Below are 24,735 nucleotides of genomic sequence, written 5' to 3'. Positions count from 1 at the left end.
CACTGGAACCGGCGGCCCCATGCTGCCAGATTCGTTTTTCGATCGGGACGCCTGCCAGGTGGCCCGCGAGCTCATCGGCATGGTGCTGCGCCGCCGGCACCAGGGCCTGTGGCTGTCGGCGCGCATCATCGAAACGGAAGCCTATTACCTGCACGACAGGGGCAGTCACGCCTCGCTGGGCTACACCCATAAGCGCCGCGCGCTGTTCATGGACGGCGGCGCGATCTATATGTACTACGCGCGTGGCGGCGATTCTTTGAACATCAGTGCGGGCGGCCCGGGCAACGCGGTGCTGATCAAGTCCGCCCATCCCTGGGTCGACGCGGTTTCCGGCGAAGAATCGCTGGCGCGCATGCAGGCGCTGAATCCGGACGCCCAGGGCGGCAGCCGGCCGCCACAGCGGCTATGCGCGGGCCAGACGCTGTTGTGCCGATCGCTGGGCCTGAAGGTGCCGGATTGGGATGGCGGGCATTTCGATCCGGCGGTCTTCTTCGTGGAAGATATCGGTGCGCGCCCGCCCAGGCTGATCCGCACCGTGCGGCTAGGCATACCCGAAGGCCGCGACGCGCATCTTCCCTACCGTTTCGTGGATCCCGCCTACGCGCCGTTCTGCACCCGCAATCCGCTGCGGCGTGGGCAGGTGGCGGGGCGCGACTACGACTGGGTGACGCGGCAGGGGCGGCCTTGCAAGGGTCAGGCCTTGCGGTCCTGACCCTCTCCGGCTTTCTCTCGGCGCTCCGCGCTCTTTCCCCTGAGATCAGCGATTCTGTTCGGTCAACCGCGCACGCGCCTGGCTGCGCAGGACCAGCTTGGCCTTCATCCTGTGGTACTTGCGCAGGATGCGCTGGCGGTTCAAGGCCTTGCTGTAGGCGAATACCGGCACGGCCTGCTTGGAGCCGAATCCGTCGATCAGGTACAGGCCCGGCTCGCCGTCGGCATTCTGTCCAACGACCACGTTGCGGGCCGACACATCGTTCAGGATGATGTGGTGATCCGCCAGCGTGTCGAAGAAATAATCCAGCTCTCGGGCCAGTTTTTCGTCCAGGCCGCGTTCGCGCACGATCTGTTCGACCGTCGGCGCCAGGCCGCCCTTGCCGTCAGTGATTTTCTCGACCAGCAATCCCAGCCCCAAATCGGTCTGGGCCAGGCCCAGGACACGCGCCATGGGCACTTTCCAGCGGCCGGCGGCGGCGTTCTGGGCGGCGGTGTATTCGGCCAGCTCGGCGACGTGGTTGCGGTAGGCGCCTTCGCGCTGATGGTTCTTGCGCCAGCGGCGCAGGGGACGCGTGCTGAGATGTTCCGCCATGGCCGGGAAGTCGATCACCTTCACCAGCAGGGCAGGGTCGTAGGGGTGCTGATACACCAGCCGCTCGGCGCCCGAGGCGATGGGGCGCAATCCGGCCAGGTCCAACAGCCGGAATTGGGTATGCAGGTGCAGTTCGGCGGGCGCGGGTTGCGCGTGCAGCGGCACGGCGACGGTCTCACGCCGGACTGGCAGGGCGACGATGCTCATAGGAATGGCCTGGCTCGCTGTGGCTGTTCTGGTTTTGCTGCTGCCACAGTTCCATGACGAAAATTCGACGATGTCCGTAGTTTGACCGCTTGGAACCAGCGCGGAAAGGAAAACTTGGCCGATGTGGCGTACGCCCTACAATGCGGCCTGGGTATTCGGGGAGACCATGTTGCCGCAAAGCGACATTGTGCTATGGGTGTGGGCCGCGGCCGGAGCGGCCCTGTTTGCCGCGTTGGCGGCCGGGCTGGCGGCCTGGAATGCAGCCAGATCGAAAAAAGGGACCGACCATCTGACGGCGGTGCTGGCCGAGCAGGAACGACTGGCGGGCGCGCTGCGGGGGGAACTGGCGGAAGGCCAGCGGGCGCTCCGGGTGGAAATGGGCGACGCCATGCGCGGCCTGCGCCTGGAGCTGGGCCGGCATCTGGAAGAGCTGCGCAACGCCGTCGCGCGCGAGGCCCAGGCCTCCCGCAGCGAATCCGCCGAATCGCTGGGGCGATTCAGCACGGTATTCGGCGAGCAGGTGCAGCGCCTGATCGACATGAACGACCGTCGGCTGCAGGAAGTGCGGCAGACCGTCGACCAGCGCCTGACGGCGCTGCAGGCCGACAACGCCGGCAAGCTCGAAGAAATGAGGCGCACCGTCGACGAGAAGCTGCACGCCACCCTGGAGCAGCGCCTGGGCGAATCGTTCAAGCTGGTTTCGGAACGCCTGGAGGCGGTGCACAAGGGCCTGGGGGAAATGCAGACCCTGGCGTCCGGTGTCGGTGACCTCAAGCGCGTCCTGACCAACGTGAAGTCGCGCGGCACCTGGGGCGAGGTACAGCTGGCGCGCCTGCTGGAAGACAGCATGGCGCCGGAACAATACGCCAGCAATGTGAAACCGGTGCCCGGCAGCGATGCCATCGTCGAATTCGCCATCCGCCTGCCGGGGCGCGCCGATGACGGCGCGCCGGTGTGGCTGCCGCTGGACGCCAAGTTTCCCAAGGAAGAATACGAGCGCCTGCTGGAGGCCGAACAGGCAGCCGATGCCGACGCTGCCCGGGTGGCCGCCGCGGCGTTGTCCAAGGCAATCGAACTGCAGGCCCGCGCGATCTCCGACAAGTATGTCGCGCCTCCGCACACCACGGATTTCGCCATCATGTTCCTGCCCACCGAAGGCCTGTACGCCGAGGTCCTGCGGCGCCCCGGCCTGATCGACAAGCTGCATCGCCTGCGGGTGAACGTGGCCGGTCCGGCCAATCTGGCGGCGTTGCTGAACAGCCTGCAGATGGGCTTTCGCACATTGGCCATCGAGCGCCGCTCGTCCGAAGTCTGGCAGGTGTTGCGCGCCGTCAAGACCGAATTCGGCCGCTTCGGCGATGCGCTGGCCGGCGTCAAGCGCACGCTGGAGACCGCCAGCTCCAAGATAGGCCAGACCGAAACACGCACTCGCGCCATGCTGCGCAGCCTCAAGGCCGTGGAAGCCCTTCCAGACGACGCGGCGGTGGCCACCACGTTCGCCCAGCTTCCGGAAGACGCCTCCGCCGTGCGGGACGACGAAGACGCGCGATCGGCGTAGCATGCGGCCTTGCGCGAACTTGAAACCTATTTATCGAGTGCTCTCATGCTCAGCCAGCAAGAATTGAAGCAGCAGGCCGCCACGGCCGCCCTGGAAATCGTCGGCGAAGTCGCCGGCCCGGACGTCATCATCGGCGTCGGCACCGGCTCCACCGCCGACCTCTTCATCGACGGCCTGGCGCGGTTCAAGGGCCGCCTGCGCGGCACCGTGGCCAGTTCGGAACGCAGCGCCGCCCGCCTGGCCGCGCTGGGCATACCCGTGCTGGACCTGAACGACGTCGAGTACATGCCGATCTACGTCGACGGCGCCGACGAGCTCGATGGCCGCCTGCATATGATCAAGGGTGGCGGCGGCGCGCAGACCCGCGAGAAGATCGTCGCGTCCGTGGCCGACCGATTCGTCTGCATCGCCGACGAATCCAAGCTGGTGGAACGCCTGGGCGCTTTCCCGCTGCCGGTGGAAGTCATCCCCATGGCGCGCGCCGCGGTGGCGCGCAAGCTGGCCGCGCTGGGCGGGCGCCCGGCGCTGCGCGACGGCTTCATCACCGACAACGGCAACGTCATCCTGGACGTGGCGGGGCTGGACATCGTCGATGCGCCGGCGCTGGAACTGCACATCAACAACCTGCCCGGCGTCGTGACCTGCGGCCTGTTCACGCAGCCCGGCGCCGATATCGCGCTGCTCGCCACGCAGCAGGGGATACGGCGCCTGGTACGTCAGTAGTCGCCGCCCAGGCGCGGCCGCACCTGGGCCAGACCGCACGATTCATAATCCTGTCACATGGGAGTCATAACCTAGCCGACCGATGCGGCCTGGGGACTTCCGAATGGCGTTTCTTGGAGGCTCGCATGGCAATGGAACCATCGTTAACCCCGCAGGGAGCCCGGATGACCGAGCACACTAACAAACAATTCGATGCCGACCTGGAAGGCGTCCGTTCGCAGTTTCTGGCGATGGGCGGCGTGGTGGAAGCCATGATCCAGGACGCCGTCGATGCCTTGGCCAACGGCGACCTGGACCTGGTCGACAAGGTGCGCGAACGCGAAAAGGAAGTCAATCGCTACGAGGTCGACATCGACCAGCGCATCAGCCAGATTCTGGCACGCCACCAGCCGACGGCCATCGACCTGCGCATGCTGCTGGCGGTGTCCAAGATGCTGACCGACATGGAACGGTCGGGCGACGAGGCGGAAAAAATCGCCACCGTCGCGCGCCGCATTCACGACGGCGAAATCCGTTCCTTGCCGATGGTGGATCTGCGCCACATGGGCAACAGCGTCGGCTCGATGCTGCGGCAATCGCTGGACGCCTTCGCGCGGCTCGATCCGGTGCAGGCGGCCCAGGTCGTTCGCAACGACAAGGACGTCGACAAGGAGTGGAAGGCGGCGTTGCGCCAGCTGATTTCGTTCATGATCGAGGATCCGCGCACGATCACGCCGTCGATCGACCTGATCTTCATCGCCCGTGCGCTGGAGCGGATCGGCGACCACGCGAAGAACATGTCGGAACGCGTGATCTACATGGTCCGCGGCGCGGATGTGCGCCACACCGGCGCCAAGAACGCCGAGCGCCAGGCCCGCGGCGAAGAGGAAAGCACCGAAACCACGGAATAGGCCAGGCGCGAAAAAAAGCCCCCCGATGGCCGGAAGCTAACCAGCCATCGGGGGGCTTTTCCTTGCGCGCCGGCGTCAGGCGGAAGGCGGTACGAAGCCCTGCGCTTCGACGGTGCCGTCTTCGAACAGGAAGCGCTCCATCTGCTGCTGCAGGTACTTGCGGGCGCGGGCATCGGCCAGGTTCAGGCGGTTCTCATTGACCAGCCGGGTCTGGATGCCTTTCCATTCTTCCCACGCTTCCTTGGAGACCTCTCGCCAGATGCGCTGGCCGAGTTCGCCAGGGTAGGGCGGAAAGTCCAGCCCTTCGGCGTCGCGCTTCAGTTTGACGCAGTGAACGGTACGGGTCATTGGGTTTGCTGCCGTATAAAAGTTGGATTATCGATTTTACCGAAACGCGCCAGGCCGGTCGCTCGCCCAGCGGGCCGTCTCGTTGTCCTGCCCCTGTCCTGCTCTACAGCCGCTTGATGAACACCAGGCTGTTGCGCGACCGGTTGTAGTGCTGCTGCTTGTCGCGCGGCAGGTCGGCGATACCGCCCTGCACGAAGCCGCGCTTCATGAACCAGTGCGAGGTGCGCGTCGTCAGCACGAAGAGCCGCTTGGCGCCCAGTGCCCGCGCGCGCGATTCCATGTGGCGCAGCAGCAGCTCGCCTTCCCCCGAACTCTGCCATTCCGGATGCACGATCAGGCAGGCCATTTCGGCCATCTGGTCTTCAAGATAGGGATGCAGGGCCGCGCAACCGTAGATCACGCCGTCGTGCTCCAGAACGGTAAAGTTCTCGACGTCGCGTTCGATGGTGCTGCGGCCGCGCGGCACCAGCGTGCCGTCGGCTTCCAGCGGTTCCACCAGGCTCAGGATGGCACCCACGTCGTCCAGTGTGGCCGGCCGAAGGTCGTCCAGCGTATCCTCGACGACCATGGTGCCCACGCCGTCGTGGGTGAAGATTTCCAGCAGCACGCTGCCATCCAGGCCGAAGGGCACGACGTGAGCGCGCGCCACGCCGCGCTTGACCGCCTGCGAGCTGTACTTCACGAACAGCGCGGTGTCCTCGTCCAGGCCGCCCTTGGCCAGCAGCGCATCGGCATCCACGCGCGCCAGTTCGGTATCGATGCTGCCGTCCTCGTTGCGCACGCCTTCGGTGGTGGACAGGAAGATCAGCTTTTCCGCCCGCAAGGCCACCGCGACGCTGGTTGCCAGGTCTTCCATGGCCAGGTTGAAGGCCTCGCCGGTGGGCGAAAAACCCAAGGGCGACAGCAGGATCACCGACCCTTTTTCCATGGCGAAGCGCATCGCATCGACATCGATCTTGCGCACGTGGCCGGTGTGGCGATAGTCCACGCCATCGATCACGCCGGTAGGCCGCGCGGTGACGAAGTTGCCCGAGATGACGCGGATCTGCGAATGCGACATCGGCGTATTGGGCAGCCCCTGGCTGAAGGCCGCCTCGATATCCAGGCGGATTTCGCCGGCGGCTTCCTTGGCGCATTCCAGCGAGGCCGCGTCGGTGGGTGACAGCCCGCGATCGAACTGGTGGCTGAAGCCCTTGAGCCGCAATTGCTCGTTGACCTGCGGCCGCGAGCCGTGCACCAGCACCAGCCGTATGCCCAGCGCCGACAGCAGCGAGAGATCCTGCACCAGGGTGTTCAAGGCGCCGGCCTGGATCAGTTCGCCGCCGAACGCCACGACGAAGGTCTTGCCGCGAAACGCGTGCACATAGGGGGCGACTTCACGGAACCAGCGCACGAACTGCGCGGGGGCGAACTCGGGTGCTTCCAGGGCTGAAACGGTGTCTTGATCCAGGTCGGGCATGGTGCGTATGAGAGCCGGAAAACGGGGTAGGGCGGCCAGGCGTAACCTGGGTTGAATCGCGAAATTATAGTGACCGCGCTACAGCGTGCCCGGATAGGTTCCGCCATCCAGCACCAGATTCTGGCCGGTCATGAATCCCGCGCGGTTGCCGCACAGGAAGGCGCAGGCGTCGCCGAACTCCGCCGGGTCGCCCAGGCGCCGCGCCGGAACCGTCATCCGGCGCGCTTCCAGGATGTCCTCGACCGATTTTCCGGTCTTCTGCGCCGTCGCGATGGCGGTGCCGCGCAGGCGGTCCGTTTCGAACGGACCGGGCAGCAGATTGTTGATGGTGACGTTGTGCTCGGCGACCTGCCGTGCCAGGCCGGCGACGAAGCCGGTCAGGCCGGCCCGCGCGCCGTTGGACAGGCCCAGGTGGTCGATGGGCATCTTCACGGCCGCCGACGTGATGTTGACGATGCGGCCGAAGCGGCGCTGGATCATGCCGTCGATGGTGGCCTTGATCAATTCGATGGGCGCGATCATGTTGGCGTCCAGCGCCTTGATCCAGTCGTCCCGCGACCATTCGCGGAAATCGCCCGGCTTGGGGCCGCCCGCATTGTTCACCAGGATGTCCGGTTGCGGGCAGGCCGCCAGCAGGCGCGCGCGGCCCTCGGCGGTGGTGACGTCCGCTGCCACGGTCGTCACGGTGGCGCCGGTTTCCGCGCGGATCGCGGCGGCGGCTTCTTCCAGCGCGTCGGCGCCGCGCGCCGACATCACCACCCGCACGCCTTCGCGCGCCAGCGACAGCGCGCATGCGCGGCCCAAGCCCTTGCTGGACGCGCACACCAGCGCGGTACGGCCTTCGATACCCAGATCCATGTAACGACTCCCAGACGATGAAGCGGGTACCGGCGCTGACAGAAAGCTGAATTATCCGCTCGCAGCGCGCGTGACCCGGTGACCAAGGAAAAATTACCTAATTTTTAGAAAAAAAGGGTCGCAACTTGAAGTTTGCCCGTTAATATTTTGAAATACGCGCTGAGCACTTTTTGTCGACACGCAGGCACCCCTTCGGGTCCAACAATGATTCCAAGCCGACATGGAGACACGCCGTCGTCTGCGCGTCGGTAATTTCTCGAGGATACACGGCAGTGACGCAATCCTATTGGTTGACCCTGGATCCTGCTACCCGTGAGCTGCGTGCGGGATTCCGAGCCGCGGCGGCGGCGGAGCCCCCGGACAGCGACATGCTCCAGGCCGCCCTGGCGGCGCGCGGCTGGACACCGGATGCGCTGGATGGAGCGGCCGTGGCCGGCTTCCTGGCACGTTGCCAGGAAGCCGCGGCGCGCATCAGCGCCGATGCCCTGCGCGAAGCCGGCACCGCCGTGGCGGCTGCCTCCTCGGCCGTGCAGGAAGTATCCGGCGAGCTGGCGGCGATCGAGTCCAATGCCGCACGGCTGGGCGCCGCGCTGGAACTGATGGACAACCACGAGCCCGATGCCACGCCCGCCGCGGCGGACCTGGGCGACGGCGTGGTGGAAGCGGTGATCGGCGAGGTCGTCGACGGCGCCTTCGAGCTGACGGTCACGGAAGACAAGCTGCAGGTCTACCTGACCTTGCATCCCGCCCGTGGCGGCCGTGGCATCCAGCTGGGCGACGTGCGCACGGCGCTGACGCAGCAAGGCATCGTCTACGGGCTGGACGAGCAGTTGCTGCTGCAGACGGTCGAAGGCGGCGTCGCGGAAGACGTCCTGATCGCCTCGGGCATCCCGCCCAAGGCGGGCGCGCCCACCCGTTTCGAAAGCCTGCTGGCGCGCCACGCGGCCGCCGACGTGGACGAGAACGCCCTGGTCGACTATCGCTCCATGGGCAACCTGGTCCTGGTCAAGGCCGGCATGCCGCTGATGCGCCGGATTCCCGGCACGGCGGGGACCGATGGCATCGACGTCTATCGCAATCCCGCGCCCGCGCCGGCGCCGGAAGACCTGCCCTACGACGACAACCTGACGGGCGTCGTGCGCGACCCCAACGATCCGGACGTGCTGGTCGCCGCCATCGACGGCGCGCCTTCGGTATTGTCCTGCGGCGTATCGGTGAACCCCGTCGTCGAAGTCGACGCGGTCAACCTGAACTCCGGCAACATCAATTTCGAAGGCACCCTGCAGGTGCGCGGCGACGTGACCACCGGCATGTCGGTCAAGGTCAGCGGCGACGTGCTGGTCAGCGGCACCGTGGAAGCCGCCCACATCGACGCCGGCGGCAACGTGGTGGTCAAGGGGGGCATCATGGGGGCGGCCGAAGGCGCCACCACCGGCGAACCCACCACCCGCCTGGCGCAGGTGACGGCGCGCGGCTCGGTCAAGGCGCGTTTCATCGGCAATGCCTCGATCAATGCCGGCAAGGACGTCCAGGTCGAAAGCGAGATCCGGCAGAGCGAGGTGAACGCCGGCGATACGGTGACCGTGGGCGCGAAGGGATCCACGCAGGGCAACATCAATGGCGGGCAGGTGCGCGCGCTGCGCGGCGTACGCGCCGCCACGCTAGGCACCATGGCGGGCGTCAAGACTATCATCCAGGTCGGCGTCAATCCGCACGCGCAGGCGCAGAAAGAAGCCCTGCAGCGCACCCGCAAACGCCTGCAGGAAGAAAAGAGCAAGCTGGAGCAGTTGCTGATCTTCCTGCGCAAGAACCCCGAGAAAGCCGCCAACGGCATCGGCGAGCGCGCGGTGCAGACCCACGCCAAGCTGGTCAAGGACCTGGCCGGCGTGGATGCGCGCGAACGGCGCCTGTCCGCCGACGACACCGTCGCCGAGGACGCCGTGATCCATGCGTCGCGCAAGATCCATGGCGGCGTGGAACTGCAGGTGGTCAATCGCCATGAGTCCGTGACCGAGGACCTGCCCGGCGGCACGGCCAAACTATCGGACGGCAAGCTGATCATACGCTGAGCGAAAAGGGCGGTCCCGCGAAAACTATAATCGCGGAAATGACCGTCAAGCCTCAAACCCCCTCTCGGCGCGGCCGGGGCGCGCCCGGAGCGGGCTCGCCTTCCGTGCCCGCATCGCCAGCATCGTCCGCAACGGCGGCAACCGCCGCATCGCGCGCAAGCGCCGCGTCCGCGGCCAGGCCCGCCGCCACGCCGCGCGTCATCCCGCCCATCCGCTATCCCGAAGACCTGCCCGTCAGCGCGCGCCGCGACGAGATCGCGCGCGCCATCCAGGACCATCAGGTGGTGATCGTCAGCGGCGAAACCGGCTCGGGCAAGACCACGCAGCTGCCCAAGATATGCCTGGACCTCGGCCGTGGCCGCACGCGCATGATCGGCCATACCCAGCCGCGCCGCCTGGCCGCGACCTCGGTGGCGCGCCGCATCGCGGAAGAGCTGGACACCCCGTTGGGTGAAATCGTCGGCTACCAGGTGCGCTTCAACGATCGCACCGGCCCGAATGCCGCCGTCAAGCTGATGACCGACGGTATCCTGCTGGCCGAAACGCAGCGCGACCCCCTGCTCAAGCGCTACGACACGCTGATCATCGACGAAGCGCACGAACGCAGCCTGAACATCGATTTCCTGCTGGGCTACCTGAAGCGCGTGCTGCCGCGCCGGCCGGACCTGAAGGTCATCATCACCTCGGCCACCATCGACGCCGAACGCTTCGCCCGGCACTTCGCCGCCGAGCCGGAGCGTCCCGCGCCGGTGATCGAAGTCTCCGGCCGCCTGTACCCCGTCGAAGTCCGCTACCGCCCCGTGCGCCCGGAAGAGACCGAGGAAGCAGCCGCCTCCCGTTCGGCGCGCGAACGCGCCGGCGACGAAGAGCGCGACCTGGTCGACGCCATCGTCGACGCCGTGGACGAGTGCGCGCGCCACGGCCCGGGCGACGTCCTGGTGTTCCTGCCAGGCGAACGCGAAATCCGCGAGGCTTCCGAAGCGCTGCGCAAGCGCCATCCCGCGGCCACCGAGGTGCTGGCGCTGTACGCCCGCCTGTCGCAGGCCGAGCAGGAACAGATCTTCAGGCCGCGCGGCAGCGGCCGGCGCGTCGTCCTGGCCACCAACGTCGCGGAAACGTCGCTGACCGTGCCAGGCATCCGCTTCGTCGTCGACAGCGGCCTGGCGCGCGTCAAACGCTACTCCTGGCGCAACAAGGTCGAACAGCTGCGCATCGAGCCCATCAGCCGCGCTTCCGCCAACCAGCGCGCAGGCCGCTGCGGCCGCGTGGGTCCCGGCGTCTGCATACGCCTGTATGACGAGGCCGACTTCAACGCGCGCGCGCCCTTCACCGATCCCGAGGTGCTGCGTTCCTCGCTGGCGTCCGTGATCCTGCGCATGAAGTCGCTCAAGCTCGACGATATCGAGGACTTCCCCTTCGTCGAAGCGCCGCCGGGCCGCGCCATCGCCGATGGCTATCATCTGCTGCAGGAGCTGGGCGCGATCGAGCCCGTGCAGCGCGCCGAAGCGCAGGAGACCGACGCGCGCGACGACGCCACCGGCCCCGCCTTCGCTCTGACCCGCACGGGCCAGGAATTGGCGCGCCTGCCGCTGGATCCCCGTATCGGCCGCATGATCCTCGCGGCGCGCGAACACCAATGCCTGACGGAAATGCTGATCATCGCGTCGGCCCTGTCGATCCAGGACCCGCGCGACCGCCCCATGCAGGAAAAAGAGGCCGCCGAAAACGCCCACGCCAAATTCGCCGACGACAAATCGGAATTTCTGTCCTTCCTGAAACTGTGGCGCTGGTACGGCGAACAGGTGCAGCACAAGGCGTCCCAGCGCAAGCTGGTGGGCCTGCTGCGGCAGAATTTCCTGTCACCTCTGCGCCTACGCGAATGGCACGACGTGCATACGCAGCTGGCATCCGTGGTGGGCGAGCAGGGCTGGCGCCTGAACCAGACCGAAGCCACATTCGAACAGATCCACATGGCGCTCCTGAGCGGCCTGCTCGGCAATATCGGCTACAAGAGCGACGAGGGCGGTCATTACCACGGCGCGCGCGATATCCGTTTCCACATCCACCCCAGCTCGCGCATGGTCAAGAAGGCGGGACGCTGGATCATCGCCGCCGAGCTTGTGGAAACCACGCGCCTGTACGCGCGTTGCGTCGCGCGCATCGAACCCGCCTGGATAGAACGGGCCGCCGCGCACCTGCTGCGCCGCAACTGGTCCGACCCGCGTTGGGAAAAGAAAGCGGGGCAGGTCGTCGCCAACGAGCGCGCTACCCTGTATGGCCTCGTCATCTACGCCGGCCGCCGGGTGCACTATGGCCGCATCAATCCTCAGCACGCGCGCGAGCTCTTCATCCGGGAAGCCCTGGTGCCGGGCGAGATCGACACCCGCTTGCCCTTCGTCGCGCAGAATCGCCGCCTGATCGCGGAGATCGAAAAGCTCGAGCATCGCGCCCGCCGGCCCGACATCCTGGTCGACGAGGCGCTGATAGAGGCCTTCTACGATCGCCAGATACCCGCCGGGATGAGCCAGACCGCCACCCTGGAAAAGTGGTACGCCGGCCTGGACAAGGCGGCCGCCGACGCGCTGCTGCTGACGCGCGACGCGCTGATGCGCCACGAGGCCGCGGGCATCACCACCGAGGTCTTCCCCAAGAAGGTGGAGTGGCAGGGCGTCACCATGGCGCTCGACTATCACTTCGAACCCGGCTCGCCGCGCGACGGCGTGACGCTGGCCGTGCCGCTGTTCGCGCTGAACCAGATCGACCCGCAGCGCTGCGAATGGCTGGTGCCCGGCATGCTGAAGGAAAAGGTCCAGCTGCTGCTCAAATCCCTGCCGCAGAAGATCCGCCGCCACTGCGTGCCCTTGCCCGACTATGCGGCCGGCTTCTACGATCGCTGGTTCGATCGCCTGGGCGACCCGCAGCAGGGCCTGCTCGATGCGCTGGCGGACGACATGTGGCAGCAGGTCAAGGTGCGTCCGGCGCCTGCCGACTTCAAGCTGGAAACCTTGCCGCCACACTTGTTCATGAACTTCCGCGTGGTGGACGAGCACGGGCGCATGCTGGCCGCCGGCCGCAACCTGGCGTCGCTGAAGGCGGAATTCGGACGCCAGGCGCAGGCCGATTTCCAGCAGCTGGCCGCGCGCGATACGCAGGTGGCGCAAGCCCTGGCCCAGGATGGCCTCACGACCTGGTCCTTCGGCCCGCTGCCGGAAATCATGGAAATCAAGCGCAAGGGCCAGTCCGTGATCGGCTATCCCGCCTTGGTGGACCGCGGCACGCATTGCGACCTGGACGTCTTCGACGATCCTGACGAAGCCCGCAGGCACCACAAGGCCGGTCTGCTGCGGCTGTTCCGGCTGGGGCTGCGCGAGCAGATCAAGTTCCTGGAAAAGAACCTGCCGGACCTGACCCGCATGAGCATGCTGTTCATGCCGCTGGGCAGCCAGGAAAGCCTGCGCGACCAGATCATCGATTGCGCGCTGGAACGGGCCTGCCTGGCCGAACCCTGGCCGGTCGACCAGGAAGCGTTCGAAGCCCGCCGCCTGGAAGGCAAGGGCCGCCTGGGCCTGTTGGCCCAGGAAGTGGCGCGGCTGACCGCCGCCGTGCTGACGGAATGGGCGGCCCTGCAGCGCAAATTGCCGCAGGCCAAGAGCCACGCGGCCGCCTATGCCGATCTGCAGCAGCAGATAGGCGCGCTGGTGCCGCCCAGCTTCCTGCGCGACACGCCTTACGCGCAGCTGGCGCATTTCCCGCGCTACCTGAAGGCCGCCGTCGCCCGCGTCGACAAGTTGCGCGCCGATCCGGCGCGCGACCAGCGTCTGATGGCCGACATGGCGCCCTTGCTGACGCAATACCAGCGCGCCCGCGCCGCCTTGAAGGGCGCGGCCGATCCACGGCTGGACGAATTCCGCTGGCTGCTGGAAGAACTGCGCGTGGCGCTGTTCGCGCAGGAACTGCGTACGCCCGTGCCGGTGTCGGTCAAGCGCCTGCAGAAGTCATGGGAATCGATGCGCCGCTGAACCGGCGTTGCCGCCGGGGCGCCGCCCGGCCGGTCAGATCCAGACGAAGGCGCCGACCACCAGCACCACCAGGCCCCACTTGATGGCCTTGTAGAGCGGCCGGTTCCAGGCCTTGAAGCGCTTGCGCACCTGGTCCAGGCGCCAGTGCGCATGCGTCAGGCGGTTGATCGCGCCGGTCTTGTCGCCTTCGTCGTTCGGCGAACTGGCGGCGGACATCACCACCTTGCCGAACCAGCTGTTGAAGGCCTCGGCCCAGCGCCAGCGCAGCGGCCGTTCTACGTCGCAGAACAGGATGATGCGGTTCTGGCCGGACTGGTTATGGGCTTCGTGGATATAGGTTTCGTCGAACACCACGCCTTCGCCATCGCGCCAGCTGTAGCGTTCGCCATCCACGTCGATATAGCAACGGTCGTCGTTGGGCGTGGCCAGCCCCAGGTGATAGCGCAGCGAACCGGAAAAGGGATCGCGGTGAGGGTTCAGCTTGCCGCCATCCGGCAGTTCGGCGAACATCGCCGCCTTGACCTTGGGCAGGGTCTTGAGCAGGGCCACCGTGCGCGGACACAGCGCTTCGGCCGACGGGTGGCGGGCGTCGTACCACTTCAGGTAGAAGCGCTTCCAGCCGTATTTGAAAAAAGAATTGAAGCCGATGTCGTCGTGGCGTTCCGCCGCCTTGATGCGCCGCAGTTCGGCCATCTGCAGCGCCTCGTCACGAATGATTTCCCAGTTGTCCTGGAGCACCTGCAGTTCCGGGATTTCACGGGTCGACACATAGGGCGTCGTGGGGACGCGCGAGACCAGCACCATGAAGGCGTTGACCGGGGCCAGCAGCACCGAATGGTCCAGGAACACGCGTGACCAGGCCAGGCGCACGCGGCCGCGATAATGCCCATACAGGATGGACGCCAGCCAGATGCCGGGGATCAGCCATTTCATAGCTATTTCTGAGCGTCAGACGCGGAAAGTATCGGGTAACCGCCTATTCTTGCACAGCTGGCGTCGGGATGGCACCCGCGGGCGGGCGGAATGTGCCGCGGGACGGTCCGTCAGGGCGGTCCGCTGAGTACAATCGCGGTCATGTCAGAAGAAGCCGTCATCGCCCCGTCCCCGTTTGTCCATCTGCGCGTCCATTCCGAGTTTTCGGTGGTGGACGGCACCGTCCGTATCTCCGACCTCGTCAAGCGCGCGGCCAAGCTCGGCCAGCCCGCCGTCGCGCTGACGGATTTGTCCAACCTGTTTGGCCTGATCAAGTTCTACAAGGCCGCGCGCGGCGCCGGCATCAAGCCCGTCGCGGGCTGCGACATCTGGCTGACCAACGACGACGACCGGGACAAGCCGCACCGCATGCTGGTCCTGGTGCGCGACCGCGAGGGCTACCTGCATCTTTGCGAGTTGTTGTCGCGCGCGTACCTGACCAACCAGCACAAGGGCCGCGCCGAAGTCCGGCGCGAATGGCTGCAACAGGCCACTGGCCTGATCGTGCTGTCGGGCGGCCGCGCCGGCGACGTCGGCCAGGCGCTCGAAACTGGCAATGCCGCGCAGGCCGAGGCCCTGGCGCGCCAGTGGGCCGCGGCTTTCCCGGATGCCTACTACATCGAACTGCAGCGTGCCGGCATGGATGGCGACGAGGGCTATGTCCAGGCCGCCTTGCGCCTGGCGGGCGCCTGCAAGCTGCCGGTGGTCGCCACGCATCCCATCCAGTTCCTGGACAAGCATGAATTCCAGGCCCACGAGGCGCGCGTCTGCATCGCCGAAGGCGAAATCCTGGCGAACCCGCGCCGCGTGCGCCGCTTCACCGCCGACCAGTACATGCTGGACAGCGACGAAATGGCGCGGCGCTTCGCCGACGTCCCCTCGGCGCTGGCCAACAGCGTGGAAATCGCCCGCCGCTGCAACCTGACGCTGGTGCTGGGCAAGCCGCGCCTGCCGAATTTCCCGACGCCGGAAGGCGTGACCCTGGACGACTATCTGGTCCAGCTGTCCGAGCAGGGCCTGGAAAAGCGCCTGCTGTTCCTGTTCCCCAACGAAGAAGAGCGCAACGCCAAGCGCGACGCCTACTTCGAACGCCTGCGCTGGGAGTGCAAGACCATCATCCAGATGGGCTTCCCCGGCTACTTCCTGATCGTGCAGGACTTCATCAACTGGGGCAAGAACAACGGCGTGCCGGTGGGACCGGGCCGGGGCTCGGGCGCCGGTTCGCTGGTCGCGTACGCACTGGGCATCACCGACCTGGATCCCATCCGCTACGACTTGCTGTTCGAGCGCTTCCTGAATCCGGAGCGGGTATCCATGCCCGACTTCGATATCGACTTCTGCCAGGACAACCGCGAACGCGTCATCGATTACGTCAAGGAAAAGTACGGCCGCGATGCCGTCAGCCAGATCGCCACCTTCGGTACCCTGGGCGCCAAGGCGGTGGTGCGCGACGCCGGCCGCGTGCTGGACATGCCTTACCTGTTCTGCGATGGCCTGTCCAAGCTGATCCCGTTCAACCCGGCCGATCCCTGGACCCTGGAACGCACGCTCAAGGACGAGCCCGCCTTCAAGGAACGCTATGAGCAGGAAGAAGAAGTGCGCGGGCTGGTCGACCTGGCGCAGCCGCTGGAAGGCCTGACGCGCAACATCGGCATGCACGCCGGCGGCGTGCTGATCGCGCCCGGCAAGCTCACCGACTTCTGCCCGCTGTACTGCCAGCCCGGGCAGGAAAACAGCGCGGTATCGCAGTTCGACAAGGACGACGTCGAAGCCGCCGGCCTGGTCAAGTTCGACTTCCTGGGCCTGCGCAACCTGACCATCCTGGATTGGGCCGTGCGCTACGTGCGCCAGTTCAACGAGGGCAAGCGCGACTTCGACATCATGGCCGTGCCGCTGGACGATCCCGCGGCCTACAAGGTGCTGACCGACGCCAACACCACCGCCGTGTTCCAGCTGGAATCGCGCGGCATGAAGGAGCTGCTGAAAAAGCTGCGGCCCAATACCTTCGAAGATGTCATCGCCATGCTGGCGCTCTATCGCCCCGGTCCGCTGGAATCGGGCATGGTGGACGACTTCGTCAACCGCAAGCACGGACGCGCCCCGGTCGACTATTTCCATTCCGACCTGGAGGGTACGCTCAAGAGCACCTACGGGGTCATCGTCTACCAGGAACAGGTGATGTTGATCTCGCAGATCTTCGGCGGCTACTCGCTGGGGGGCGCCGACCTGCTGCGGCGCGCCATGGGCAAGAAAAAGCCCGAGGAAATGGCCAAGCATCGCGAACTGTTCCAGCAAGGGGCGGCGGCCAAGGGACACGATCCCAACCTGGCGGTCAAGCTGTTCGACCTGATGGAAAAATTCGCCGGCTACGGCTTCAACAAGTCGCACTCGGCCGCCTACGCGCTGATTTCCTACCAGACCGCCTGGCTCAAGGCCTACCATCCCGCGGAGTTCCTGGCCGCCACGCTGTCCTCCGACATGGACGACACCGACAAGGTGCAGACCTTCTGGCGCGACGCCAAGGACAACGGCGTGGAGGTGCTGCCGCCGGACGTCAATGCGTCGGGCTATCGCTTCGAACCCGTCGCGGATGAGCGCACGGCCAAGGGCCTGCCGCCCCGCACCATGCGTTATGGGCTGGGCGCCGTCAAGGGCACCGGCCAGAGCGCCGTGGAAGACATCGTCCGCGCCCGCCAGGAAGGCGGCCCGTTCCGCGACCTGTTCGACTTCTGCCGCCGCGTCGACAAGCATTCGGTGAACCGCCGCACCATCGAAGCCCTGATCAAGGCCGGGGCCTTCGACGGCATCGAACCCAACCGCGCCGCGCTGCTGGCCTCCGTGCCCACCGCCATGGAAGCCGCCGAGCAGGCCGCGCGCAGCGCCAACCAGGTATCGCTGTTCGGCGATGACGACGGCAGCGACGTCGTCGCCAGCGAATTGGCCAAGGTGCCGCCCTGGAACCTGCACACCCGCCTGACCGAAGAAAAATCGGCGCTGGGCTATTACTTCAGCGGCCATCTGTTCGACGCCTGGCGCGATGAGGTCCGCCGCATCGTACCCATGACGCTGGCGCGCCTGGAACCGCAGCGCGAGCCGCAGTGGATGTGCGGCGTGCTGTCGGGCGTGCGCGCCATGATGACGCGGCGCGGCAAGATGGTCTTCGCGGTGCTGGACGACGGCACCGCCCAGGTGGAAATCTCCATCTTCAACGAACTCTACGAAAAGCACCGCAACCGGTTGCGCGAAGACCAGCTGATCATCGTTCATGGCAAGGTCAGCAATGACGAATATTCCGGCGGCATGCGCATCGTCGCGGAATCGCTGTTTGACCTGCAGTTGGCGCGCGAGGCCCGCGCGCGGTCGCTGCGCATCCGCCTGAACGGCAATGCCGACGCCGAGCACCTGCGCAAGCTGCTCAATCCCTACCGTGCCGAACCGGAAAACGGCATCCCCGGCACGCCGGTGGAAGTGATCTACACGCGCGGCAATTTCCTGTGCACGGTGCGGCTGGGCGAGGATTGGCGCGTGCGCATGGCCGACGCGCTGCTGGACCGCCTCAACGAATGGACCCGTCCGGAGGGCGTGGAGATCTCCTACTCATGACACCTTTACGCATCGTCCATTCCGAGGCCGCGGTGGCGTTCGGCGGGCAGGAGCATCGCATCTTCAAGGAGATGATCGCCATGCGCGAGCGTGGCCATCACATGGAGGCCATCTGCCAATCGCGCGCGCAGCTGGTCAAGCGGCTGGGCGACGAGGGCTTCAAGGTCCATCAGGTCGATATGGACGGCGTGCCGAATTACTTCAAGGGCATCGCCGCCATCCGCCGCATCCTGCGCGAAGGCCAATTCGACGTGCTGAATACCCACAGCCGCCGCGACACCGTGATCGCGGCGCCGGCGGCGCGCATGGCCGGCACGCCGCTGATCGTGCGCACCCGCCATCTGGCCAGCAAGGTCGGGTCGATGTGGTCCTACACCATACTGCCGCATCGGGTCACCACCGTCAGCGACCATGTGCGCGAGTACCTGATCACACGCGGGGTGCCGCGCGAACGCGTCGCGACGCTGTATTCGCCCATCGTGCCGCCGCCGCCGATCGAGAAATCCACGCTGCGCGACGAACTGAACCTGGCCGAAACCGATATCGTCGTGGGCTGCGTCGCCGTCATGCGCCCGGCCAAGGGCCATATCGCCCTGATCGATGCCATGCGGCCGCTGATGGCCACGCGGCCCAATCTGCACCTGGTGTTCGTCGGCAGCGGTTCGCCCACCTTCGAACGCGTGCAGGCTTACATCGGCGAACTGGGCCTGGAGTCGCGCATCCACCTGATGGGAACGCGGCGCGACGTGCCCAACCTGCTGGCCGGCTTCGACCTGTTCGCGCTGGCCACCGAACAGGAGGCGTCCGGCACCGTGTACGTCGAGGCGCAGGCCAGCGGCCTGCCGGTGGTGGGTACCAATGTGGGCGGCGTATCTGAAATGTTCCGCGATGGCGTCAGCGGCTTCCTGGTGCCGTCCAAGGACCAGGCCGCGCTGACCGAGGCGCTGCGCCGCCTGATCGACGATCCGGCGCTGCGGCGCCAGATGGGCGACGCCGGACGCCGCATGATCCGCGAAGAAGGCATATTCTCCCCGCAGCGGCTGGCGGAACGCACCGAGATCATCTATCGCAAATGGCTGGCGGAGCGGCGGCGATGAAGCCACAGGCCCTGCGTCGCGCGCACAACGTGCCGGTGCTGATGTACCACCACGTCACGCCGGCGGGCGGCATGATCGCCACCACGCCCGCGCATTTCGAAAGCCAGATCGAACGCCTGGCGCGGGACGGCTACACCGCCCTGACGGCCGATCGTTTCGCCGCCCACCTGGCCGGCGAGCCGGTGCCTGAAAAGTCCGTGCTGATCACCTTCGACGACGGCTATCTGGACAACTGGGTGCACGCGCATCCCATCCTGCATCGCTACGGCATGCACGCAGTCATGTTCATCGTCACCGGCTGGATCGGCGACGGTCCGGCCCGTCCGGTGGCGGGGCAGGCGGGGGCGCCACCCGTACCCGACCATGCGGCCTGCAAGGCCGCGATCGGCGACCAGCGCGCCGACAAGGTCATGGCGCGCTGGAGCGAGATCGAAGCCATGCGCGCGGCCGGCAGCTTCGAGTTCCACAGCCACACGCACACGCACACGCGCTGGGACAAGGTCTGTGGCGACGATAGCGCGCTGAAGCGCGACCGCATCGCCGAAGAACTGCGGCAGTCGCGCGCCGTGCTGGCCGACCGCCTGGGCGAGCACAGCCCGCACCTCTGCTGGCCGCAAGGCTATTTCGACACCGATTACCTGGAGGCCGGCCGGCAGGCGGACTTCCGTTATTTCTATACGACCGATGCCCTGGGCCAGAACCTGGCCGGCGGCGATCCTGAACACATCTACCGTTTCGCGGTGCGCGACCGGCCTGGACGCTGGCTGGCGCGGCGGCTGTGGCTGGGCGGCCATCCCTTCTGGGGGCCGCGCTACCACGCCTGGAAGGCCTGGAAACGCCGTCTCAGGGGACGCGCATGAAACTCTCGGTCATCGTCATCACCAAGAACGAGGCGGCGAATATCGTTGCCTGCCTGGACTCGGTGGCGTTCGCCGACGAGTTCATCGTGGTCGATTCCGGCAGCACCGATAACACCGTCGAATTGGCGCGCTCCATGGGCGCGACCGTGGAACAGACCCACGATTGGCCCGGCTTCGGCCCGCAGAAAAATCGCGCGCTGAACCTCGCCGAAGGCGAATGGGTGTTGTCCATCGACGCCGACGAACGCGTCACGCCGGAACTCGCAAACGCCATCCAGCAGGCCATCGCGGCGCCACAATTCGACGCCTACGAAATCGCCCGGCTGTCGGATTTCTGCGGCCGCTTCATCCGCCACAGCGGCTGGTGGCCCGATCACGTGCTGCGCCTGTTTCGCCGCGGTGCCGCGCGCTTCAGCGACGCGGCGGTGCATGAAAAGGTGGTGCCCGCGCAGCCTGGCGCCATCGGCCGGCTGGAGGGACATTTCCTGCACTACCCGTATCCCCACCTGGATGCCCTGGTCAACAAGGTCAATCGCTACTCTTCCGACGCGGCGGCCATGATGCACGCGCGCGGCAAGCGCACCGGCATCTTCGGCGCGCTGGGGCATGGCTTCTGGACCTTCATCCGCATCTATGTGATCCGGCGTGGGTTTCTCGATGGCCGCCATGGGCTGGTCCTGGCGGTGACGGCCGCGGCGGGCAGTTTCTTCCGCTATGCCAAGCTGATGTTCCTCTCCGAAAACGCGCGCCGCGACGGCGCTCCCCGTCCTTGAAAATCCTTTACACGAACTTCCATCCGCGCAATGGCGGGGGGCACGTCACCTACATCATGAACTTGGCGCGCGGCCTGGGGCACGCGCACGACATTACGGTCGCCACGCCGGGCACCAGCCGCTTGTACCGCTATGCCGGGGAGCTGCCCGGCGTGCGCGCCGTGGATATTCCCTTTCGTTCGCGGGCGGCGGCGCTGTTCGGCGAGTCGGCGGCCTTGCGGCGCCTGATCCGCACGGAACGCTACGACCTCATCCATGTGAACGGATCGACGGACCACCGGCTGGCGATGATCGCCACCCTGGGCATGCGGCGCCCGCCCATCGTCTTCACCAAGCACAACGATCTGCCGCTCGATACCGTGGGGCATCGGATGCGCGCGCGCTTCGGCACGGACAGCGTCATCGCGGTCAGCGAGTTCGTCGCCGGCCTGTTGCGGCGCTCGCCTTATGGCCGGCTGCCCATCGCCACCATCCGGCACGGCATCGACACGGACTATTTCGCGCCGCCGTCCGATGCGCTGCGCCCCGCCTTGCGCGAAAAATACTTCGGCCCCACGGCCCCCGGCAAGATCCTGTTGGGCAGTTCCGGCGGAACGGACTACGACAAGGGCTGGCTCGATCTGCTGGCCGGCCTGGCGCAGCTCGGGCCCGACGAACGCCAGCGGTTCCGCGTCCTAGTGGCGGGCGACCCGCCCAATGACGAGAAGATGGCGCGCGTGCGCGCGCTGGGTGTGCAGGACCAGGTGGTATTCCCCGGCTTGCTGGACGATGTGCGACCCGTACTGGCCGCCTGCGACGTCGGCTTCGTGCTGTCCTACCGCGAGGCCTTGTCCTTCGCCTGCCGGGAGACCATGTCCCTGGGCCTGCCGGCGCTGGTATCGAATGCGGGCGGCCTGCCCGAAAACGTCAGCGACGGCCACGACGGCTGGATCGTTCCGGCGCGCGATCCGCGCGCCATCGCGGAGGTGTTGCGCGGCATGCTGGCCGATCCGTCGCGCGTGCTGTCCATGGGAGCGGCGGCGCGCGAGAAAAGCTTGCGCGAATTCAACCTGTCCACCTTCGTCGACGCGACCTTCGATGTCTACCAGGCGGCAGTGCGGGGCCAGCGTCCGAACCTATAATCGCCGCCATGGCTATCCCCATCCTCATGTACCACCAGGTCGGCCCGCTGCCGCCGCGCGACACGCCATACCGCGGCCTGACCGTCGACACGGCCGACTTCAAGCGGCAGATGTCCTGGATGCGCCGTCTCGGCTACCGCGGCCTGTCCATGCGCGAGCTGATGCCGTACCTGCGCGGGGAGCGCAGCGGCAAGGTGTTCGGGATCACCTTCGACGACGGCTATCGCAACGTGCACCGCAACGCGCTGCCCGTGCTGGCGCAGTACGGCTTTACCGCCACCAACTATTTCGTCGCCCGCCAGTTCGGCGGCAGCAATGTCTGGGACCACGCGCAGGGCGTGCCGCCATCGCCGCTCATGACCGCCGCGGAAATGCGCGAATGGGCGGCTGCCGGCAACGAGGTCGGCTCGCACACCCTGGATCACGTGCACCTGCCGCAACTCGCGCCCGACGAGGCCCGGCGCCAGATCGGCGCCTCGCGCCAGGAGCTCGAAGACGCGCTGGGCGGCCCGGTCACGGCATTCTGCTATCCGTACGGCGAATACAACGAAGCCGTCATGGCCATGGCGCGCGAGGCCGGCTACGACAACGCCACGCTGACCAAACGCGGCCTGGCCAATGCCAAGGACGACCCGATGGGATTGCCGCGCGTGCTGGTGGCGGGCTCGACGGGCTTGCTCTCCTTCCTGCGCAAGACCCTGACGTCCTCCGAGGACCGCAAGCGCCGCCGCTGGTAGGCGTGGCGCCGCGCCGGCGTCAGGCCGAGGGCGCGGTCGCTGCTTTCAGGCGCGTCAGCCACGCGATGGCGTGTCCGCGATCGGGGCCGCACATGTCCGCCGCCGGCCGCAGGCCACCGCAGAAGTCCGGCCGTTCCGGTTTCCCGAACACCGCGCAGCGCATGTCGTCGGTCAATTGCGCGCAGCGGACGCCAGCCGGCTTGCCCGCGGGCATGCCCGGCAGCGGACGCGTAATGGACGGCGCGATGCAACAGGCGCCGCAGCCCGGCCGGCAGGAGACGGGGGAGGCGTCCATCAGATCCAGCCCCGCAGCCAGTACAGGAAGAGCCCCGTGTACTCCTTGATGATGGAGCGGCTGCCGTCGAACGCCCGCTCGTCCGGCAGCCAGGGCGAAATCCGCGGCGAGGCCGGCAGCTCGATCTGCGGTTGCGATGGCGCGGGAATTGCCGTCACGCCCTGTTTGCGGAAGGCCGCCATCGCGCGCGGCATATGCAGGGCCGAGGTCACCAGCAGCACCGTGCGGATGTTGTGTTCCTTCAATTGGCCTTCCGTCAGGATGGCGTTCTCATACGTCGTGCGGCTGTCGTTTTCCAGGATCATCGCGCTGCGCGGCACGCCGGACTGGCGCAGCGCGTGGGCCATGCCCTCGGCTTCGCTGACGTCGCCGCTCAGGGCGCCGCCCGACAGGACGATCCTGGGCGCCCGGCCGGCGTCGTACAGCTGTTCGGCGGTCTGGAAGCGCCGGATCGCGGTCTCGCGTTCGTAGGGCAGGAACCAGTTCGGACGGTCGTTGGCGATGTTGCCGCCCAGCACCACGATGGCGTCGGCGGTCGGCAGTTCCGCCGGGGACCGGTAGGGATATTCGCTTTCCAGGATGCCGCCCAGCCACAGCGTGGTGGCGGGCAGGGACCAGGCATAGGCCCAGGCCGCCCCGATCAGCGCCAGCGCCAGGCCGGTCTTGCGCCAGCGCAACAACGCCAGCACCACGCCCAGGCCCGCCAGCGTCAGGCACAAATACAGGGGGATGATCAGATAAGCGAGAAGACTGACGATAGACATACCGCGACAATTGTTCAGGCCGGCGCCGCGCCTGTCAATTCATGCGGCGTCCGGCCGCCCTTGTCGGCATTCTCGGCATTCAACAGCGCTTCCGCTTCGCCCAGGACTTCCTGCACGCCCGGCCAGCCCTGGTCGGAACCCAGGCAATGCGCGGACGCCGACCACGGGCCGGTGCGTTCGCGCTGCGTGACCCCGAACAGCGTGATCTGGCGCGCCCCGGTGGCTGCCGCCACGTGCGACACCCCGGAATCGTTGCATATGACCAGCGCCGCGCGGGTGGTCAGCGCGGCATAGGCGCCCAGACCCAGGGCCGGCAGGAGCAGGGCGTCCGGCGCATTGGTGCGGGCGGCCTCCACTTCGGCGGGGGGCGGGCACATGGCCACCCGGACGCCGCGGGCCTGCAATGCGCGGGTCAGCTCGGCGTAGCCGGGCCACACCTTGTTGCGGCCCCGATGCAGGCCGGTTGCCGTCGGCGCGATCAGCACGAAGGGCGCCTGCCCCAAGCCCGCGCCATCCAGGGTGGCCTGCGCCTGCGCATGGTGCGCGGCGGTCAGGGCCAGCCCGAGCTCGGCGGCGGGCGCCGCGTCGCCGGCGGGCAGCCCCCAGCGCAACAGGGCCTGCCGCGCCAGGTAATACCAGGACTCCACCGCGTGCAGCGACGCGCCGGGCTTGTCCACCGGCCAGCGCAGCAACAGGCTGCGGCCGTCGTCACGGTAGCCGGCCACCGGCAGGCCCGCCAGCCGGAAGGCCGCCGCGCTGGACAGGGAATCCGGCAGCGCCAGGGCCACGCCGCCCCTGCCGGCCTGGCGCACATGCTGCCGCACGGCGCCGCGGTCCTGCCAGAGCGCGCCCCGCATGGCGATGAAGTCGTCCTGGCCGGCCACGCCGGCAAGCAGGTCCCTGGCCCAGGGGCGGGCGCACAGGACGAGCGGCAGCCCGGTGCCGCGCAGCAGGCGCAGCGTAGGCAAGCTCATGCAGACATCGCCTACCCAATTGGGCAGCCGCACATACAGACGTGTGATGGATGGCATAAAAGAGGTAATCAGCAATGTGAAGAACACCGCAACCGCCCCGGG

At 67.2% G+C, this 24,735-nt stretch carries 20 protein-coding genes; 12 read left to right on the top strand and 8 right to left on the bottom strand.

Translation table 11 applies throughout. The features are described 5' to 3' along the window. Window positions 1-19 precede the first annotated feature (19 nt). Window positions 20-712, top strand: coding sequence for a DNA-3-methyladenine glycosylase (locus CAL12_RS18045; protein WP_198298268.1), 693 nt, complete (start codon window positions 20-22; stop codon window positions 710-712). Window positions 713-757: 45 nt separating this feature from the next. Here CAL12_RS18045 and CAL12_RS18040 read toward each other — a convergent pair whose 3' ends face one another. Further along, a complete protein-coding gene (locus CAL12_RS18040; RefSeq protein WP_086065890.1) occupies window positions 758-1,513 on the bottom strand; it encodes a YrbL family protein in 756 nt (251 codons plus the stop codon). 166 nt (window positions 1,514-1,679) lie between these two features. Here CAL12_RS18040 and rmuC point away from each other — a divergent pair, with 166 nt between their 5' ends. The 3 genes from rmuC to phoU all read left to right on the top strand — a co-directional run bounded on the left by rmuC (window position 1,680) and on the right by phoU (window position 4,684). Then, window positions 1,680-3,071 (top strand): DNA recombination protein RmuC, encoded by a 1,392-nt coding sequence (rmuC, locus tag CAL12_RS18035; protein WP_086067965.1) that lies wholly within the window; start codon window positions 1,680-1,682, stop codon window positions 3,069-3,071. 45 nt (window positions 3,072-3,116) lie between these two features. Further along, entirely contained in the window at window positions 3,117-3,794 is a 678-nt protein-coding gene (gene rpiA, locus CAL12_RS18030; protein WP_086065889.1) for a ribose-5-phosphate isomerase RpiA, read from the top strand. A gap of 164 nt (window positions 3,795-3,958) precedes the next feature. Beyond that, window positions 3,959-4,684 (top strand): phosphate signaling complex protein PhoU, encoded by a 726-nt coding sequence (phoU, locus tag CAL12_RS18025; RefSeq protein ID WP_198298267.1) that lies wholly within the window; start codon window positions 3,959-3,961, stop codon window positions 4,682-4,684. Between the two features lie 75 nt (window positions 4,685-4,759). On the opposite strand, the gene CAL12_RS18020 is transcribed toward phoU, so the two are convergent. The 3 genes from CAL12_RS18020 to CAL12_RS18010 form a co-directional block, all read right to left on the bottom strand. Then, window positions 4,760-5,032 carry an oxidative damage protection protein gene (locus CAL12_RS18020; protein ID WP_086065888.1) on the bottom strand — a complete coding sequence of 91 codons (273 nt, stop codon included), beginning with the start codon at window positions 5,030-5,032 and terminating at the stop codon, window positions 4,760-4,762. Between the two features lie 103 nt (window positions 5,033-5,135). Continuing rightward, complete coding sequence (gene argA / locus CAL12_RS18015; RefSeq protein ID WP_086065887.1) at window positions 5,136-6,491, bottom strand: amino-acid N-acetyltransferase; 1,356 nt, start codon at window positions 6,489-6,491, stop codon at window positions 5,136-5,138. A 78-nt stretch (window positions 6,492-6,569) separates the two neighbouring features. After that, window positions 6,570-7,349: an SDR family oxidoreductase gene (locus CAL12_RS18010; RefSeq protein ID WP_086065886.1), complete on the bottom strand. Its 780-nt coding sequence runs from the start codon at window positions 7,347-7,349 to the stop codon at window positions 6,570-6,572. A gap of 272 nt (window positions 7,350-7,621) precedes the next feature. Here CAL12_RS18010 and CAL12_RS18005 point away from each other — a divergent pair, with 272 nt between their 5' ends. Together CAL12_RS18005 and hrpA are read left to right on the top strand one after the other, a co-directional pair. After that, window positions 7,622-9,418 (top strand): DUF342 domain-containing protein, encoded by a 1,797-nt coding sequence (locus tag CAL12_RS18005; protein ID WP_086065885.1) that lies wholly within the window; start codon window positions 7,622-7,624, stop codon window positions 9,416-9,418. A 38-nt stretch (window positions 9,419-9,456) separates the two neighbouring features. Continuing rightward, window positions 9,457-13,437, top strand: a complete 3,981-nt coding sequence (hrpA, locus tag CAL12_RS18000) for an ATP-dependent RNA helicase HrpA (protein WP_157793024.1) — start codon at window positions 9,457-9,459, stop codon at window positions 13,435-13,437. A 33-nt stretch (window positions 13,438-13,470) separates the two neighbouring features. Here the strand turns inward: hrpA and lpxO are convergent, their stop codons facing one another. Then, a complete protein-coding gene (lpxO, locus tag CAL12_RS17995; protein ID WP_086065884.1) occupies window positions 13,471-14,370 on the bottom strand; it encodes a lipid A hydroxylase LpxO in 900 nt (299 codons plus the stop codon). A 141-nt stretch (window positions 14,371-14,511) separates the two neighbouring features. Here lpxO and dnaE point away from each other — a divergent pair, with 141 nt between their 5' ends. Genes dnaE through CAL12_RS17965 form a run of 6 tightly spaced genes read left to right on the top strand, consistent with a single transcriptional unit; the run spans window position 14,512 to window position 22,600 of the window. Further along, window positions 14,512-18,012 carry a DNA polymerase III subunit alpha gene (gene dnaE, locus CAL12_RS17990; RefSeq protein ID WP_086065883.1) on the top strand — a complete coding sequence of 1,167 codons (3,501 nt, stop codon included), beginning with the start codon at window positions 14,512-14,514 and terminating at the stop codon, window positions 18,010-18,012. Beyond that, on the top strand, window positions 18,009-19,109 hold the full coding sequence (locus CAL12_RS17985; RefSeq protein ID WP_086065882.1) for a glycosyltransferase family 4 protein: 1,101 nt from the start codon (window positions 18,009-18,011) through the stop codon (window positions 19,107-19,109). The genes dnaE and CAL12_RS17985 overlap by 4 nt, the downstream gene beginning before the upstream one ends. An 11-nt stretch (window positions 19,110-19,120) precedes the next feature. Then, complete coding sequence (locus CAL12_RS17980; protein WP_086067963.1) at window positions 19,121-19,969, top strand: polysaccharide deacetylase family protein; 849 nt, start codon at window positions 19,121-19,123, stop codon at window positions 19,967-19,969. Further along, the gene (locus CAL12_RS17975; RefSeq protein ID WP_086065881.1) at window positions 19,966-20,742 is read left to right on the top strand and encodes a glycosyltransferase family 2 protein; all 777 of its coding nucleotides are present in this window, start codon (window positions 19,966-19,968) and stop codon (window positions 20,740-20,742) included. Before CAL12_RS17980 ends, CAL12_RS17975 begins: the two co-directional genes overlap by 4 nt. Continuing rightward, window positions 20,739-21,863: a glycosyltransferase family 4 protein gene (locus CAL12_RS17970; RefSeq protein WP_086065880.1), complete on the top strand. Its 1,125-nt coding sequence runs from the start codon at window positions 20,739-20,741 to the stop codon at window positions 21,861-21,863. The genes CAL12_RS17975 and CAL12_RS17970 overlap by 4 nt, the downstream gene beginning before the upstream one ends. 8 nt (window positions 21,864-21,871) lie before the next feature. Beyond that, window positions 21,872-22,600, top strand: coding sequence for a polysaccharide deacetylase family protein (locus CAL12_RS17965; protein ID WP_086065879.1), 729 nt, complete (start codon window positions 21,872-21,874; stop codon window positions 22,598-22,600). A 19-nt stretch (window positions 22,601-22,619) separates the two neighbouring features. Here the strand turns inward: CAL12_RS17965 and CAL12_RS17960 are convergent, their stop codons facing one another. From CAL12_RS17960 to CAL12_RS17950, 3 genes are read right to left on the bottom strand one after another with little or no spacing between them, the layout of a single operon-like run. Beyond that, entirely contained in the window at window positions 22,620-22,895 is a 276-nt protein-coding gene (locus CAL12_RS17960) for a YkgJ family cysteine cluster protein (RefSeq protein ID WP_086065878.1), read from the bottom strand. Further along, complete coding sequence (locus tag CAL12_RS17955; RefSeq protein ID WP_086065877.1) at window positions 22,895-23,659, bottom strand: YdcF family protein; 765 nt, start codon at window positions 23,657-23,659, stop codon at window positions 22,895-22,897. Before CAL12_RS17955 ends, CAL12_RS17960 begins: the two co-directional genes overlap by 1 nt. Before the next feature lie 14 nt (window positions 23,660-23,673). Next, window positions 23,674-24,690 (bottom strand): glycosyltransferase family 9 protein, encoded by a 1,017-nt coding sequence (locus CAL12_RS17950; RefSeq protein WP_086065876.1) that lies wholly within the window; start codon window positions 24,688-24,690, stop codon window positions 23,674-23,676. Window positions 24,691-24,735: the final 45 nt, after the last annotated feature.

The sequence above is a fragment of the Bordetella genomosp. 8 genome, assembly GCF_002119685.1.
GTDB lineage: Bacteria > Pseudomonadota > Gammaproteobacteria > Burkholderiales > Burkholderiaceae_B > Bordetella_C.
This window is presented reverse-complemented; position numbering and strand designations above follow the sequence as displayed.